This window comes from Paracoccus sp. MKU1 (assembly GCF_001447385.1).
Classification (GTDB): Bacteria; Pseudomonadota; Alphaproteobacteria; order Rhodobacterales; family Rhodobacteraceae; genus Paracoccus.
Genome location: NZ_LLWQ01000073.1, coordinates 1 through 13,535, shown reverse-complemented (window position 1 = coordinate 13,535; position 13,535 = coordinate 1). Strand labels below are relative to the sequence as shown.

12 protein-coding genes and 3 pseudogenes are annotated in these 13,535 nt (G+C 62.8%); 5 read left to right on the top strand and 10 right to left on the bottom strand.

Annotated features, from left to right (window positions below):
* Both AQY21_RS28940 and AQY21_RS05035 read left to right on the top strand, forming a co-directional pair.
* Positions 1–180 (top strand): annotated as a pseudogene (locus AQY21_RS28940) (plasmid pRiA4b ORF-3 family protein); the annotation flags it as partial.
* Positions 181–298: 118 nt separating this feature from the next.
* Positions 299–538: a hypothetical protein gene (locus AQY21_RS05035; RefSeq protein ID WP_058096684.1), complete on the top strand. Its 240-nt coding sequence runs from the start codon at positions 299–301 to the stop codon at positions 536–538.
* A gap of 154 nt (positions 539–692) precedes the next feature.
* Here the strand turns inward: AQY21_RS05035 and AQY21_RS05030 are convergent, their stop codons facing one another.
* The 5 genes from AQY21_RS05030 to AQY21_RS30150 all read right to left on the bottom strand — a co-directional run bounded on the left by AQY21_RS05030 (position 693) and on the right by AQY21_RS30150 (position 6,281).
* Positions 693–2,642 carry a DUF3604 domain-containing protein gene (locus AQY21_RS05030; protein ID WP_058096683.1) on the bottom strand — a complete coding sequence of 650 codons (1,950 nt, stop codon included), beginning with the start codon at positions 2,640–2,642 and terminating at the stop codon, positions 693–695.
* A 33-nt stretch (positions 2,643–2,675) separates the two neighbouring features.
* A complete protein-coding gene (locus tag AQY21_RS05025; RefSeq protein ID WP_058096682.1) occupies positions 2,676–3,665 on the bottom strand; it encodes a HupE/UreJ family protein in 990 nt (329 codons plus the stop codon).
* Positions 3,662–4,552, bottom strand: coding sequence for a peptidyl-prolyl cis-trans isomerase (locus tag AQY21_RS05020; protein ID WP_058096681.1), 891 nt, complete (start codon positions 4,550–4,552; stop codon positions 3,662–3,664). Before AQY21_RS05020 ends, AQY21_RS05025 begins: the two co-directional genes overlap by 4 nt.
* 349 nt (positions 4,553–4,901) lie before the next feature.
* Positions 4,902–5,633, bottom strand: a complete 732-nt coding sequence (locus tag AQY21_RS05015; RefSeq protein ID WP_058096680.1) for an outer membrane beta-barrel protein — start codon at positions 5,631–5,633, stop codon at positions 4,902–4,904.
* Positions 5,634–5,960: 327 nt separating this feature from the next.
* Positions 5,961–6,281, bottom strand: a complete 321-nt coding sequence (locus tag AQY21_RS30150) for a hypothetical protein (protein ID WP_152988105.1) — start codon at positions 6,279–6,281, stop codon at positions 5,961–5,963.
* A 632-nt stretch (positions 6,282–6,913) separates the two neighbouring features.
* On the opposite strand from AQY21_RS30150, the gene AQY21_RS05010 reads away from it, so the two are divergent.
* Both AQY21_RS05010 and AQY21_RS05005 read left to right on the top strand, forming a co-directional pair.
* On the top strand, positions 6,914–7,276 hold the full coding sequence (locus AQY21_RS05010; RefSeq protein ID WP_203416386.1) for a hypothetical protein: 363 nt from the start codon (positions 6,914–6,916) through the stop codon (positions 7,274–7,276).
* A gap of 185 nt (positions 7,277–7,461) precedes the next feature.
* Positions 7,462–8,316 (top strand): MurR/RpiR family transcriptional regulator, encoded by an 855-nt coding sequence (locus AQY21_RS05005; protein ID WP_082657982.1) that lies wholly within the window; start codon positions 7,462–7,464, stop codon positions 8,314–8,316.
* Here the strand turns inward: AQY21_RS05005 and AQY21_RS05000 are convergent.
* The 5 genes and pseudogenes from AQY21_RS05000 to AQY21_RS27575 form a co-directional block, all read right to left on the bottom strand.
* Positions 8,313–9,812, bottom strand: a complete 1,500-nt coding sequence (locus AQY21_RS05000) for an amidase (protein ID WP_238986690.1) — start codon at positions 9,810–9,812, stop codon at positions 8,313–8,315. The two genes, AQY21_RS05005 and AQY21_RS05000, sit on opposite strands and share 4 nt — an antisense overlap.
* 275 nt (positions 9,813–10,087) lie before the next feature.
* The gene (locus AQY21_RS04995; protein WP_058096679.1) at positions 10,088–10,885 is read right to left on the bottom strand and encodes an ABC transporter permease; all 798 of its coding nucleotides are present in this window, start codon (positions 10,883–10,885) and stop codon (positions 10,088–10,090) included.
* 16 nt (positions 10,886–10,901) lie between these two features.
* Complete coding sequence (locus tag AQY21_RS04990) at positions 10,902–11,699, bottom strand: ABC transporter permease (RefSeq protein ID WP_058096678.1); 798 nt, start codon at positions 11,697–11,699, stop codon at positions 10,902–10,904.
* Positions 11,696–12,340, bottom strand: a complete 645-nt coding sequence (locus tag AQY21_RS30145) for an ABC transporter ATP-binding protein (RefSeq protein WP_058096677.1) — start codon at positions 12,338–12,340, stop codon at positions 11,696–11,698. Before AQY21_RS30145 ends, AQY21_RS04990 begins: the two co-directional genes overlap by 4 nt.
* Positions 12,341–12,537: 197 nt before the next feature.
* Positions 12,538–13,109 (bottom strand): annotated as a pseudogene (locus AQY21_RS27575) (Hint domain-containing protein).
* 204 nt (positions 13,110–13,313) lie between these two features.
* Between AQY21_RS27575 and AQY21_RS27570 the strand changes: the two are divergent.
* Positions 13,314–13,535, top strand: a pseudogene (locus tag AQY21_RS27570) (transposase); the annotation flags it as partial.

Here is a 13,535-nt window from a genome sequence, read left to right as displayed (position 1 = left end):
TTCCTCGAAGCCCTCGCAGATCCGGACCACGAGCAGCACGACGACATGGTCGGCTGGTCAGGTGCATCCTTCGATCCCGAAGATGCCAGGATCGACAGGATCGTCGAACGCTTTGACCAACTCGCGAAGAAATGGTCCCCGCGGCCCGGCAAGCCCAAAGCACCCAAGCCCACTCCCTGAGCACGGACACCCGTCCGCGGCCTACGCCGGATGGTTACCCCGAAACGCTACGCGCGCGGCCTTCGTTGGACGGCGCGCGGGCAATCCGCGGCTAGAATGTCTCCGGTGGAGATGCCCGATGATCCGTGATCTGGTCGCCTTACGAACTCTGGTCGCATACCAGTTCTGGAGAAAGCAGACCCGCAGCATGGTCTCCAGCCCGAGCAGGCGGGCGGCCCCGGTGCCCCACCGCATCCATCTCGGCCAGGAATGCTCGCGCCGCGTGCCCCTCTTCTTCATCGAGTCTCGCAGACCGTTAAATCTCTCGTACGGTCTTACTATCTTGCAGGCCGAGCGGCATGTCTCGCAGTTTCCGTGACTCTTGTGCCCAACCGGATGGATCCGAGACCTCCATGGCTCAATCAGCATGGATGAGCCAATTCATTGGGCGACAGACATGTCGCGGATAAAGATACAGCCCAGCCAGGCGGCCCCCGGATTTTCCGGGCAGGAAACGCGGGGACTCCGTCCATTTACCCGCCCGGGGTATACCAGATCGGCGAAGTGTAGGCGCGCTCGGTGATGGTCATTCGGACGTCGTCGGCCGGAGTCCGGCCAAAGTATCTGGCGTCATAAGCCGTCCAGCGAGGTGTCGGAATCTCGATGACGCGGGCGTAGTAGAAAGCCTTCAGCGTCGGATCGAAGTCCGGATCGGTCCAGACGGCGATCAGTTCCGGGTCACCGATGGTGTTGGTATAGCTGGCCTCGGCGACGTTGACGGTCGAGCCCACCGGGGGAAGCTTGCCATCGGCACCGGGTTGGCGCGTGCCGGCATCGCCCCATGCCACGTCGTGCACGCTTTCCCGCGGGTTGCCCTCGGCGTCGATCCAGCCCTTGATGATCTGCACCCGGTCAAGATTCGCGCCGATCGGATCCTTCAGTGCCGCGACCAGGAAGCTGGGTGCCTTGCCTTCGGGCGCATTCGTCAGATCGCCGCCCATCGGCACTCCCTTGGAATAGCCGGTCTGCGCCGGGCGCCGGGTGTTGCCGTCCTCGGGTTCGAAATCCCAGCCGCCGAAAAAGCGCACGGTCATCCGGGTGCCGGTCGTCGCATAGGTCTCCTTCCGCTCCATCGCATCGAAGATGGAGGCGCGGGTGTTCTCGGTCGCCCAGACCGCGGCCAGACCCGAGGCACCCACTTCCCATTCACTGATCGTGCCGACCGGGGTCCTGACGAAGGGGGCGCCGATCCGCTCGGGATCGGGCTCCATCGAGACAGTCTTGCCGAAGAAATTGTCCTCCTCGAAGGACGAAAATCCGAGGTGGCTGTCGGTCGAGCCGACCAGGCCGAATTTGTAGGGGTTGGTGCCGAACCGGGTTTCCAGGATCATCCCGTTCAGAAGGGCGCTGCGGGCATATTCATGCTGAAGCATCTCGGGCGTCTTGGCCACCGTCATGGTGAGATTGCCCTTGTCCCAGATCTCGAAATCCGCGAACTCGTCGTTTGGCGAAAGATTGGGGTGGGTCTCACCCGTGCCCTTGGTCTGGGTGATTTCGTAGAGCCTTTCCCACTTGGCGCGCTCGGTCACATAACCGGCGTCGATCGGCTTGCCGAACTGCTCGATGGTAGGAAACATCAGCCCGTTGGACAGGTTGCCATTATGGGCAATGGCAAGAACATCCCCGCCGGTCTTCTGCTCGTAAGCGCCCATCCATTTCCACAGCTCGACAGGGTCCTGGCTGCCATGTGGCGGCAAGGTGACCATCGGATCCATCTGCACGGCAAGGTCGCCGCCGTCGCGATAGATCACGTTGCGATGCAGGTTGTCGCCGGTGCCGACCTGCGAGGTCCACTCATAGCCGATCAGCGCGGTGAACCTTCCCGGCGCGTTGGCTTCCTCGGCCGCGGCGATGATGTCCTTCCAGGTGTCCCGATAGAGCTTCGTGCCGGGCTGCGACATGATCTCTGTCGGGAAGGTGCCATTCGAGAAGGAGGTGATGATCTGGACGGCTGCTTCCGCGCCCTTGCCGGACTGCATCAGGTCGTACCAGCCCTTTGCCTGCGCATTGACGAGGATATCGGGGTTTCCTGCCGAGAATTCGGCGAAAAAGCCCATGTTGTCGGAATGGTCGGTCACGACGGTGAAGTCCAGCGGCCGCGCGAGGCGGACCGGCTGGCCGGTGTTCGACACGATCTCCTCGCCCTTGGCGAAGCGATAGGCGTCACGCGGGCCAAGACGCGCGCCGAAGGTGCCGGCGTCAAAGGACAGGGTGGTGTGCAGATGCGTCTCGCCGAACAGGGGGCGGTCGGGGAAATTGCGCCCGGCATTCGGGGAATAGGGCGCGACCTGGTTCAGCCGGTCGAGGTCGGCGGGATCATGGCCGTGGGGATCGGCGATGCCCTGCTGTGCGGATGCCGGCATCGCGAAAGGGCAGACAGCGATCGCGGCAAGGACGAAAGTCCTGAATTTACTCGGTCTCATCATCGTTTCCTTGCATAGGCGTTCAGTTTCGGTTCAGGCGGTCAGGACACGTTCGAGGGTCCAGAAGGCGGCAATCGCGCCGATGGCATAGGCAGGAACCTGTCCGATCCATTTCGGGGGCGCGGTAAGCATGATGCGGCGCGCAAGCCAGATCACGGCGAGGACCGCCGCGACGAAGGCAAGCTGACCCGCCTCGACTCCGAGATTGAAGGCCAGCAGCGCCAGGGGAATATCGCCCTGCGGAAGGCCGATCTCGCGCAGCGCGCCGGCAAAACCCAGCCCGTGCAGCAGGCCGAAGATGAAGGCCACGAGCCAGGGCGCGCGCGAGGTCAGCCCCGGCCGCCCTTGCTTCATCAGCAGCAATTCACGGGCAAGAAACACGATGCTCAGCGCAATCACGGCCTCGACCGGGGTCTGCGCCACCCGCACCAGCCCCAATGTTGACAGGGCAAGGGTGATACTATGCGCCACAGTGAAGGCGGTGATCGTCTTCACGAGCTGCCAGTTGCCACCGACGATCAGGGTCAAGCCCAGAACGAAGACGAGGTGGTCGATGCCGGCGAGGATATGGTCGAAGCCGAGAGCCACATACTCTGCCGCTACGGCGATCGCGCCGCGCGGGCCTTCGACCGTCATCGCGGCCGAGGCGGGGCGGAGGATGCTGGTCTGCGTGCTGCCATCCATGAACTCGACGCGCACCAGCACCTCGGCGCTGGCCTCGGGCAGGCGCTCGATGGCAAGCTCGCGCCCGATCAGCCCGGTCTCTCCGCAATCGAGCCGCATCCGCGCGACCGATGCGCCGAGCACCTGATACTCTGCCTCGGAGGTCGTCGCGCAGCCTTCTGGCCAGGCGACCGCAAAGCCGATGACATATTCCCCCCGCATCGGGCGTTTCCAGAGAACCTCATACTGGCCGGTTCCGAGCTCGCGGATATCCAGATAGGCCGGGCGGGCTTCATGCGCCGCCAGCGGTTGCGCAAGATCGAGCAAGGCGAGAAGCGCAAGAAGCAGCCAGCGCATCATGACCCGCCCCCTGCACCTGCGGATGGTGCCTCAGGTGGCTCCACCACCACCTCATAGCGCTCCAGCAACGTGCGATAGACGGCTTCATTGGCGACGGTGCGCTGGTGATAGATCCAATCGTCCTTGACCTGTTGCCGCACCTCGGCAAACGGGCGGCGCGTGCCGAGGGTCTTGTCGGAAAGCCAGACAAGATGCAGGCCATAGCCCGACGCAATGGGGCCGGCCCAGCGACCCGGTTCCAGATCCAGAAGCGCCGCGACGAATTCCGGGCCGAACATGGCTTCCGCCTCTTGCGCACCAAGATCCTCGAAGCCCGAGGGCAGCGAGGTGGCGTCGCCCAGCATGTCCGCCGCTTGCGGCCCCTTCGCCCGTTGCAAGTCGGCAAGTGCCTGCATTGCATCGGCCTTTGCTGATGGACCGCGGCGTGTCGGGCTGAAAAGGATGTGCCGGAAGCTCAGCCGGGCAGGCTGCACATATCGGTCGGCCCGCAAATCATAATAGGCGCGCAGCGTCGCATCGTCGGGGCTGGTGTCATAGGCCAGATCCTGGGTCACGAATTCGTATTTCTGCCGCAGGTGACGGCGCACCACCACATCGTCACGGTCAAGCCCGAGCGCCAAGGCCTCGCGGTACAGCACCTGCTCCCGAACCGCCTCGTGGATCATTCCAGCCAGTTCGGCCTCGCTCGGTGGCCGCTGCCATCGCTGCGCCCAGGCCACGGCCATCCGTTCGACCTCCGGGCCCGAAATGACGATCTGGCCATCCGAAGCGCCGGTTTCGGCCGGGCCCGTCTCGCTGAGAAACCCGAAGATCAAGGCGCCCAGTATCAGGAAATGCAGCAGCGGCTCGCGCAACAGGCGTTTGGGAAGACTTGGGCCGATTGCCATTCCTATCTCCTATCCTCGCTGCGATCTGCCTTCCCGTTCCAGAGTCACCTCATGCGGTCACTCGGCATTTGTCCGATGGCCATGGCCGCAGCACGGCACCGCATCATGTGCCGGGTCACACCGGCCGGGCTGACCGCCTCCGTCGTCGGTTGCCGATTGCCATTGGGCACGGCCGCCACGGCGGAAACGACATCGCAGGAATGGCCGGGTTGTGGTGGCGGGTCGTCCCACATCGCCCTTGGGGTCGCGCCGGACGGCATCGCGATCAGGCCGGGCCTCGACCCTGCCCCCTCCGACACCCGATCTGGAATGGAACGTGCCCTCATGTCTGCCCCCTGCCGGGCGGGTGTCAGAAACTGTAGGAGACCCCGAGTGCCAGGCCGCTCAGCGCGATTGACACATCGTTGCCGTCGAAATCCCTGTCGATGTCCATGTGTCTGTAGCCCAGTTGAGTGGACCACCGGTCGTCGAACGCATAGCCGAGGCCGGCATAGACCTGCCAGGTTTCGTCGCCCGACCCGTTGCCGCCCCAGTCAGCAAAACCCGTGAGGAACCAGCTTTCGTTCAGGGGCACCGTCAGACGTGCCGCGACAAGCGCGTTTGTCCAGCTGTCGCCGAGACTCTGGGATGCGCCCGGACGAAGCCCGGGGCTGAGCGAGACATCGACATCGACATCGAAATACCGGAAACCGGCACCCACGTCGAATTGCAGTCTCGGGCCGCTCGTCACCCGGTAAAGCGCATAACCGCTGAGCGCGGTCAGTTTCACGTCAACCTCGCCCTCGCCGTAAAGCGCAAAGGGCGTCTCTTGGGACGCGGACAAATCGGTATAGAGCAAGTCGCCGACCAGGCCCCAGCGATCGCGTTGCGCCGACAAGACTGCCATGAAGGCCATGTCGAGCGAGGATAGGGCATCACTGGGGCTTACATCGCCCTCGATGTTTCCGAACCTCGTGTCCACCGACGTGTCCACTCCGGGAATCCAGCCGTAGACCGTCGTCTTGTAAGTCCAACCCAAATCCTGCGCCGAGGCGCCCTCAGCAGCGCCGAGAACAAGCAGGATGGACGCCAGTTTTCTCATTTCTGCCTCCAGAAAAATGCAACAGACGTTCGGCCCCGATCGGTCCAGGGGAGGTGTGGAGAGGAAGAGCGTGTGCGGCCATGCGTTCCGCACCCCCTTGCTCAAGGCAATTCATGGGGAAATTGATGCCATCCATCTGGACCAGAGCGCAGCTCCCATTTGATATTCGTTAACAACACAACGATAACGGCTGTATAACTACTGCCGGCCAGAGAATTGGACCTGTCGCGCCAAGTCATGCAAGATAGCACGTTGCCAGAATACCATAGACCAGCATTCCGAGCAACGCGGGACCGGGCCAACAGGCTGCGACAAGTTCGACAAGGCTCATTCCCACGACACGCGCCGACGGCACCCCGCTTCGGTCACATCGGTGCCAACCAACGGTCCGGCGACGATGCCCAGAGCAAGCAAGAGCATTATTTCCGATCCAGAAGATGATGCGGCGATGATGATGGCGTTTAGGAAGACGTCGTCGCATCGCTCATCGCACAGCCAATCGGCATCATAAGCCTTGTCGCCCCAGAAAGCACCCGGCTCTCGGCAGATAGCACAGCAGCAGCAGGGCACCCTGACTGTCGGCCCTCTGCCGAGGGAGAGGAAGAAGCCCAGCGGGCCATCACTGATCCTGCACAGCTTGCAGTTCAAGCCACCTTTCGTACGTCCGATGGGCGGGGACGAACCCCTTTTACGGATGGCCCGCCCCTCCCCTCCGACGCCCGTATAGGCTGTGGGTATTCGGTAACGGAAGGAGCGGACCATAAGCATTATGGTGCTTGGCATTGATCCGGGCAGAAACGGCCATCAGCCTGGACGCGAACGGATCGGTGGCCGCGCGACTGCGGATGCGTCAGGACGGGGGACGCTCTCTCCGCAGCGGCGGTTCAGCATCCGCTACCTTGGCACATTGATGCCGGTGAGAAGCGTCACCTCATGGGCGGGACCCTCGCCTTCGGCGATCTTGCTGTGGCGCCGTTATGAATAGCAGATTTCATTCATTGAAATTGTGAATTATGTTATGCATAAAAGACACACCCGGGAAATTCCAATTCAGAACATCCGAGGAGGCCCTATGCCGTCATCCGAAATTCTGGAGTTCGACGCACCGAGCGTCGGAATCTCCTTCCGGGCAAGATTGCTTGCTGAAGATAATCCCGACGTCGTCAAACAAGTGCTCGCCCAGCTGCCGCTGAAGAGTGTGCTGGGTCATGTCGTCATCTCCGGCGTAGCCATCTGGATGCCGAGCAGTCCTTTTCGGTGCTGGTGCATCCGAAGCCTATATGATGCTGGTCGGCGCCGACGTCATGTATCGGCTGCTGAAGATCTCGAAATACGAAGACATGGAGCTTGCCACGCTCAACCGCATGACGCGGGAATTCCTGACCGGCACCTTCAACGTGTTCGAGTTCATGACCGATCTCGGCCTCACCAACATGCACCAGATCGGCCAGATGTATTCCGATGCCCTCGATACCCTGACGACCAAGGACGAGTATGTGGAGCTTACCGGCGCCATGATGACCTATGTCATTCGTATGCACCGCTGGATCCACTTCATCTTCCCATGGAACCTCGGGGTTGCCTTCCCGCATCGCAAGCCGGCGGAAGTCCTCGCATTCTCGAAAGTGGTCGCAGCAGCCTGACATCCCGCTTCAGCCTGCCTCCTACAGCCCCGGCCCAAGGCCGGGGCTTTCGCGTCGGCGCCGCCTTGGTCTATACATCAAGTTGCAGTTGTGAATAAAATGATACACGGCAGCATGGGAGACGCGGCGCATGAACGAGGCAAATCACGCATCCGATAGCTTGGAGACGTCGGTGGTCGCCGCAAGTGGACAGGGGGGGTGATCGCCAGGCCATTCGGGCAGAGCTGGAACGCCGGTCGGCCGGCCAACGACTGACACCGGGACAACGCCGTATCGCCCAGTGCATGATCGAGCACAGCGCGGAACTGGGCTTTCTTTCGAGCATGGAACTGGCCGAGCTCGCCAATGTGAGCCAGCCGTCGGTCACGCGCTTCGCCGTCGCGCTCGGCTTCGACGGCTATCTCGAAATGCGCAAGTTCCTGCGCTCCGGCCTGTCGACAGAGGAAGAACCCTCCGATGGCGAGGCAAATCGCTATCAGGCTGCCGCCATCGCCGAGGCCAACAATCTCGCGGAACTCGCCCAGGCGCTTGCCGACACCGACCTGATCGACCGCGTCGGAGAAGCACTTGCGGCCTCACGCCCCCTGGCGGTGCTTGGCCTGCGCGCTTCCGCCGATCTGGCTACGCATTTCGCCTATTTCGCTGCCAAGGTGCATCCCGATGTTCGCCTGCTGACGCCGGGCGGCTCTCTGATCGACGATCAGATCGAACAGTGCCGCGCCGCAGGCGGCGACACTCTGCTTGCCTTCATGATGCCGCTCTATCCGCGCGAAACGATGCGGGCCGTCGAATTGGCGCGTCATACGGGCATGCGTATCGTCCTGGTCACCGATGCGAGCTTCACCGATCATGACGAGCTGGCGGATCTGCTCATCAAGGCCCGCGTGAACAGTCGGCTGGTCTTCGATTCCCATGCTGCCGCGTCGATGCTGGTCTCGGTGCTGCTCGATGCGATGTGCAACAAGATGAACGGCGAGGCGCAGAAGCGCCTCGACGCGATCGACCGATCGTCCAAGAAACGAAAGGTTTTCGCCAGCTAGGCCAGCAGCGGGCTTTTGCGCGCGGTAAAGCCCTGCGCCATATCATAGGCATGGCCCAGTTCCAGCACGGCCCTGTCGGCCCGCGGCCGGCCCATAAGCTGCAATCCCATCGGCATGCCTTCCGGCCCGAAGCCAGCCGGGACCGCCAGCACCGGCACACCGGCCATGCTGCCGGGGATCACCACCTCCATCCAGCGGTGATAACTGTCCATCTGGCGGCCGGCGATCTCTGTGGGCCAAGCTTCGGCGGCGTCGAAGGGAAAGATCTGCGCCGTGGGCAGCGCAAGATAATCATAGCTGTCGAACAGCCGCAGCATCTCCTGATGCCAAGCCGAGCGGGTGACCGACGCGGCAAAGATCTGGCTGCTGGTCAGGGCGCGGCCGGTCTCGATTTCCCAGATCGCTTCGGGTTTCAGCAGGTCGCGAGACTTGGGTGTATCGTAAAGCGCCGCCATTCCGCCCGAGACCAGAAAGCTGCGCAGCGTGACCCAGGCGATCCAAAGCCTGTCCAAGGCGAAATCGGGCCGCACAGGTTCGACGTGGCAGCCCATGTCCTCGAAGATCTTCAGCGCGCTCTCGCAGGTCTCCAGCACGCCGGGCTGCATGGGCAGGTAGCCGTCCAGATCGCCCAGCCAGCCGATGCGCGCGCCGCCGGGTTCGCTGCGCAGCGGCATGGCGAATTCGCTGCCGTCACCAGCAAGCGACAAGGGCATCCGAGGATCATAGCCTGCCTCGGTGGCAAGCAGCATGGCCAGATCCGCGACATTGCGGGCCATCGGCCCCTCATAGCCCAGCTGTTGGAAGAAGACCTCGGGGCCGGGGCCGAAGGGGACGCGGCCCATGGAAGGGCGGAAGCCATAGACATTGTTCCAGCCGGCGGGATTGCGCAGCGAGCCCATCATGTCGCTGCCATCGGCGACCGGCAGCATATGCGCCGCCAGCGCAACCGCCGCCCCGCCCGAACTGCCGCCTGCCGAAAACCGCTGGTCCCAGGCATTCAGCGTGGTGCCGAATACCGCGTTATAGGTATGCGAGCCAAGGCCGAATTCCGGGGTATTGGTCTTGCCGATCATGATCGCGCCTGCTGCGCGGGTGCGCTGGACCAGCGCAGAATCGATCTTGGGCCGGTTCTGGACCAGACCGCGATACCCCATCGTGGTGACGATGTCGCTGGTTGCGGTCAAATCCTTGGGCGCCTGCGGCATTCCGTGCAGCCAGCCGCGCGAGCGGCCCGCCGCCAGTTCCGCGTCCGCCTGACGCGCCTCGGCGAGCAGTTCTTCCCGCGGACGCAGCGAAACGATGGCGTTGATCTTGGGGTTAACCGCATCGATCCGGTCCAGATAGGCGGTCATAGCCTCGGTACAGGAGATATTGCGGTCGTGGATGGCGCGGCTGAGGTCCAGAGCGGAAAGCGCGGTGATGTCGTCCAACCCCGAGGCTCGGGCAGATAGTCCGCTGGTGGTCAGGGCAGAGGCGGCAAGGGTCAGTTTCATCATCTCGCGGCGATCCATTCGATGGCTGGCTTCCGGCATCATCTTCTCCATCCTTGCTGGTGGCGGCAATCAGGAACCCGGCTTGGGCCGGGCCTTCATGCCGTTCAATCAGCGATTGCCGTGATGGTGCTTGGCATATCCGGCCAGATTGCCGCGGCATGAGGCGCGGCAATCTGGCCGGAGCCGATGCGTCCGGGGCGTCGAAGCGCGGCGGCGGGCGGTAATTCGCCTGCCGTCCTCACCTTCATGGGTTCGAGCAAACCACCTGGCCGGCGGCACTAGTCCCTTTCCCTCACCCCGCCCAGACCGACCGTCCGGTCGACGATGACCAGAAGGATGATCGAAGCGACGATCAGGATCGTCGACATGGCAGCGACGAAGGGTTCGTATTCGTATTGCAGATAGGCTCGCAACTGTAGGGGCAAGGTGATCCACTCTCGGCTGGCCAGGAAGATCGACACCGTATAGTTGTTCCACGACAGCACGAATACGATGATCAGCGAGGGAATGATGCTGGCCTTGAGCAAGGGCAGCGTCACGCGCCACAGTGCCTGCCGCGGCGTCGCGCCGACGCTGAGCGCCGCCTCCTCGAGCCGCAGGTCGAACCCTTCCATCTGCGCCATGACATTGCGCACCGGATAGGGCGTGGTCACGACCACATGCGCCGCCAGCAGCACCCAGATATTGTTGACGATGCCCATCATGTAGATGATCTGGAATAGTGCCAGCGCGACGATCACCGCCGGGATGAACAGCGGCGACATCAGAAGCGATGACACGGCCCCCTTCAGAGGGCCGGTGTATCGATGCATCCCGATCGCGGCCAGTACCCCGCAACCGGTGCTGATCAGCGCGGTGAGCACGCCGAGTTTGGTGCTGGCCCAGGCGCTGTGCAGGAAGTCGGGCTTTTCGAGGATCTCGGCATACCATTTGAGCGTGAAGCCCTGCGGCGGAAACACCATCGACGTCGGGTTGAACGAGACCGCGACAAGGATGATGAGCGGAGCCAGCAGGAACGCAAAGAACAGGAGCGCGGCCAGCCACCAGATGCTCGTGCCGATCAAGGTCTTTTGCATGTGGAACTCCTCCGGTTCAGCTTGCCTGAAGCATGGTCGCCGGACGGCCGGCTGTGCGGACGGCCCATTGATAGACCCCAAGCATCACCATGGTGACGATCAGAAGGATGACCCCGATCGTGGCGGCAAAGGGCAGGTTGTTCGAAATGGTCGCAGTCTCATAGGCCGCCACGCTCATGAAGCGGACACGACCGCCGCCAAGCAGGATCGGCACCACGAAGGATTCCACATTGATGCCGAAGGCCAGAACGCTGCCGGCCAGGATGCCGGGCACGCTGAGCGGCAGCGTCACCCTGCGCCATGCCGAGATCGGGGTCGCACCCACGGTCATCGCAGCGTGTTCGAGCTGGCGCGGTATGGAATTGAGTACGCCGAAGACCGACATGACGACGAAAGGCACCGCCACCTGGATCATGCCGATCAGCACGGAGGTTTCGTTGTAGAGCAATTGGAGCGGGCGGTCGGCCAGACCGATGCCGACCAGGAACTGGTTCACGGGACCGTTCCTTCCAAGCACCACCATCAGGCTCAGGGTTCGGACGACCAGGTTCACCCAGAGCGGCAGCATGACGAGAAGGACAAGCCAGGTTTGGGCCGTCGAGCCGGCGCGCGAGATGACGAAGGCGCCGATGTAGCCGATCACCACGGAAAAGATGGTCGCGATGGCCGCCAGCCGGATGGTGCGGAACAGGAGATCGTTTAGGTAGTAGCTGTCGGTCAGGAAGCTTAGGACGAGCACCCAGATCAGGGGAACGACGAAGAAAGCCCCAAGGATGGTGACGGAGGGCAGGAACAGCAGGCCGGCGCGCTTCATGCCCCTGCCCCGCTTTCCGGCAGGGCGCGCGCGATAAAGCGCAGGGCCACCGCCTCCCCGGATGAGAAGCCTTTCCCGTCGTTGCGGCGTTTGACCCGCATCTGCCGATCACTGATATTGACCAGATAGTCGCTGGACTGGCCGAAGAACATCAGGCGGTCCACGATCCCCTGCGGCGCTTCCGGCTCAAGCAGGACATCGAGCTTGCTCAGATCGACCCATTCCGGGCGAACGAAGGCAATGGCTTCCTGGCCAGCCTCCAGCGCCTCGCCCTTGATCGGAATAAGCTTGCCGTCGTCCTGTCGCAGAGCAAGGCCGGAATAGCCCCCCTCCACCCGCCCGCGAAAGAAGAACGCCTCGCCCACGAAGCGCGCGACATATTCCGATACGGGTTGGTTGTAGATGTTGGCGGGGGTATCGAGCTGCTCGATTTCGCCTTTGTTCATCACCACCACGCGATCCGAAAGCGACAGGGCCTCTTCCTGATCGTGCGTCACGAAAATCGTGGTCAACCCGAGCGTCTGCTGCAACGTTTTCAGCTCGACCTGCATGTCCTGCCGCAGGTTCTTGTCGAGCGCGCTCAGGGGTTCATCGAGCAGCAGCACCTCGGGTTCCCGAGCTTGCGGGATGAGGCTGCGCATCTCGAACCTTCCGGGCGTGGCGCTGCTTCCCCGGTAACGCGCGCTCCTGCCCGCAGGTGGTCGCAGCATGCCAAACCCCATTTTCCGGCACCGGCATTGCGGCCACCTTAAACCGGATGGGTGCGCGCACCGGCCAGGATCAAAAACCTGGCCGGCATAAGAACCAACCTTGCTAGCTGACCAGCCGGCGATTGTTTCTACCGTGGCGCTGCGCCAGTTTCCTGCCCTTGCGCCCCGTTATCAGAGGCCGGGGCCCCGCGCAGCTCGGGAAACAGGGCAAGGATCTCCTGCGCTGCGGCTGGGCCGACAACCCTCAGCGCCTCGGCTCCCGTGTACAGCGATTCCGTTTCGGCGCCGTTCGAAAAGACGATCTCATGGTGGTCGAAGAGGATATGGTAATATTCGACCTCGGACAGATCCTCGGCAATCTCGATGCCATCCAGCGCCAGCAATTGCTTGGCTGCGACCAGCACTTCCGCAGTGCCGAACATGGTCTGGGCGATGTGCGACCGCGCCAGAATCCGATGCTGCGGCGAAACAACCAGATCGCCGGTCGGCACGCCTTGACCAGGGGCTCCCGCCCGGATGCGGATCGGCCGCAGATGCGGTGCTGCCGCCAACCGTTCGGGGCCAACCCTTCTGGAACCGATCCAGCGCAGCGCCGCGCCCCGTGATCGCGCGTCAGGACCAGATCTCCCGGCGCCAGCGTCTCGACCGGGACAGATCCCAACGGCGTCTCGATCAGCGTGCCGCGCGTGCAGCAGGGCACCGCGGGGTTGTTGTTGCTGCGGATGCTGAGGGTTCCGACGGCTGCTCCGGTCGAGTCGATCACCTCGAAATACCACCCATTGAACGCCGGGTTTTCCCGTTCGTCCACGAGGACGTTGTCGAGTTAAAGCGACCAACCCTAGGCTCCAGACCCATTGCTTTCAGGCCTTTGGCGTGCTTCAGGCTCCGCAAGGAGAGCTGATCGATGAGCAATCTTTTCTGGCTGAGCGAGGCGCATATGGAGCGGCTACGGCCCTTCTTTCCCAAGAGTATCCGAAGATCAGAAAACAGTCCGGGGGACTGTTTTCCTGAGGATGGGCAAGCCGCGCGTGGATGCCCGGCATGTGCTGAGCGGGATAATCTTCGTCAATCGCAATGGCTTGCGGTGGTGTGACGCGCCGAAGGAATACGGCCCGGCCAAGACCCT

Excerpts from the sequence above, each read along its gene's own strand:
- AQY21_RS05010 (WP_203416386.1), top strand. The coding sequence starts at position 6,914 with ATGATGCTGGTCGGCGCCGACGTCATGTATCGGCTGCTGAAGATCTCG.
- AQY21_RS05020 (WP_058096681.1), bottom strand. The coding sequence starts at position 4,552 with ATGGCAATCGGCCCAAGTCTTCCCAAACGCCTGTTGCGCGAGCCGCTG.
- AQY21_RS04990 (WP_058096678.1), bottom strand. The coding sequence starts at position 11,699 with ATGAAGCGCGCCGGCCTGCTGTTCCTGCCCTCCGTCACCATCCTTGGG.
- AQY21_RS05025 (WP_058096682.1), bottom strand. The coding sequence starts at position 3,665 with ATGATGCGCTGGCTGCTTCTTGCGCTTCTCGCCTTGCTCGATCTTGCG.
- AQY21_RS05015 (WP_058096680.1), bottom strand. The coding sequence starts at position 5,633 with ATGAGAAAACTGGCGTCCATCCTGCTTGTTCTCGGCGCTGCTGAGGGC.
- AQY21_RS05030 (WP_058096683.1), bottom strand. The coding sequence starts at position 2,642 with ATGAGACCGAGTAAATTCAGGACTTTCGTCCTTGCCGCGATCGCTGTC.
- AQY21_RS04995 (WP_058096679.1), bottom strand. The coding sequence starts at position 10,885 with ATGCAAAAGACCTTGATCGGCACGAGCATCTGGTGGCTGGCCGCGCTC.
- AQY21_RS05035 (WP_058096684.1), top strand. The coding sequence starts at position 299 with ATGATCCGTGATCTGGTCGCCTTACGAACTCTGGTCGCATACCAGTTC.
- AQY21_RS05000 (WP_238986690.1), bottom strand. The coding sequence starts at position 9,812 with ATGATGAAACTGACCCTTGCCGCCTCTGCCCTGACCACCAGCGGACTA.
- AQY21_RS30145 (WP_058096677.1), bottom strand. The coding sequence starts at position 12,340 with ATGCGCAGCCTCATCCCGCAAGCTCGGGAACCCGAGGTGCTGCTGCTC.